Raw genomic sequence first — 585 nt, 5'->3', positions numbered from 1 at the left:
CTAGTGGATTGATTCCATCACTTGGTGCCCGCGGTTAGCGGCGGCGATGATTTTGTCTGGATCGGCGGTCCAGACGAAGGGTTTGGGCTGCTGATTGTGATCGACGACGAAGCGGTTGATGGCGGCCTGGAGATCGACGACGCCCTTGAAGACACCGCGCTTGAGGCGGCGCTTGGTGAGGATGGCGAAGAAGCCCTCGACGGCGTTAAGCCAGCTGGCCGAAGTTGGCGTGAAGTGGAACGTCCAGCGCGGATGACGGCCCAGCCATGCGATCACCTTGGGGTGTTTGTGGGTGGCGTAGTTATCGAGGATGGCGTGGATGGTCTTTCCGGCCGGGACCTCGCGCTCGACGGCGTTCAGGAACCGGATGAACTCCTGATGCCGGTGGCGCTGCATGCAGCGGCCGATGACCTTGCCCTCCAGCACATCGAAGGCGGCGAAGAGGGTGGTCGTGCCGTGGCGTTTGTAGTCGTGGGTCATGGTCCCGGCGCGGCCCTTCTTCATCGGCAGACCCGGCTGGGTGCGATCCAACGCCTGGATCTGCGACTTCTCATCGACGCTGAGCACCACGGCGTGGGCCGGTGG

Annotated in this window: 1 protein-coding gene; it reads right to left on the bottom strand. The window is 63.4% G+C overall.

Annotated elements, in window-relative coordinates; genetic code table 11:
• Positions 1–585, bottom strand: a 585-nt coding sequence (locus ACP7A5_RS18000; protein WP_426043170.1) for an IS630 family transposase, incomplete at its 5' end; no start/stop codon positions are given.

It is taken from the genome of Brevundimonas sp. TWP2-3-4b1, assembly GCF_049897665.1.
In the GTDB taxonomy this organism is placed as follows: Bacteria; Pseudomonadota; Alphaproteobacteria; order Caulobacterales; family Caulobacteraceae; genus Brevundimonas; species Brevundimonas subvibrioides_B.
The sequence above is the reverse complement of the archived record's forward strand: the minus strand, read 5'-3'. Positions and strand labels throughout refer to the sequence as shown.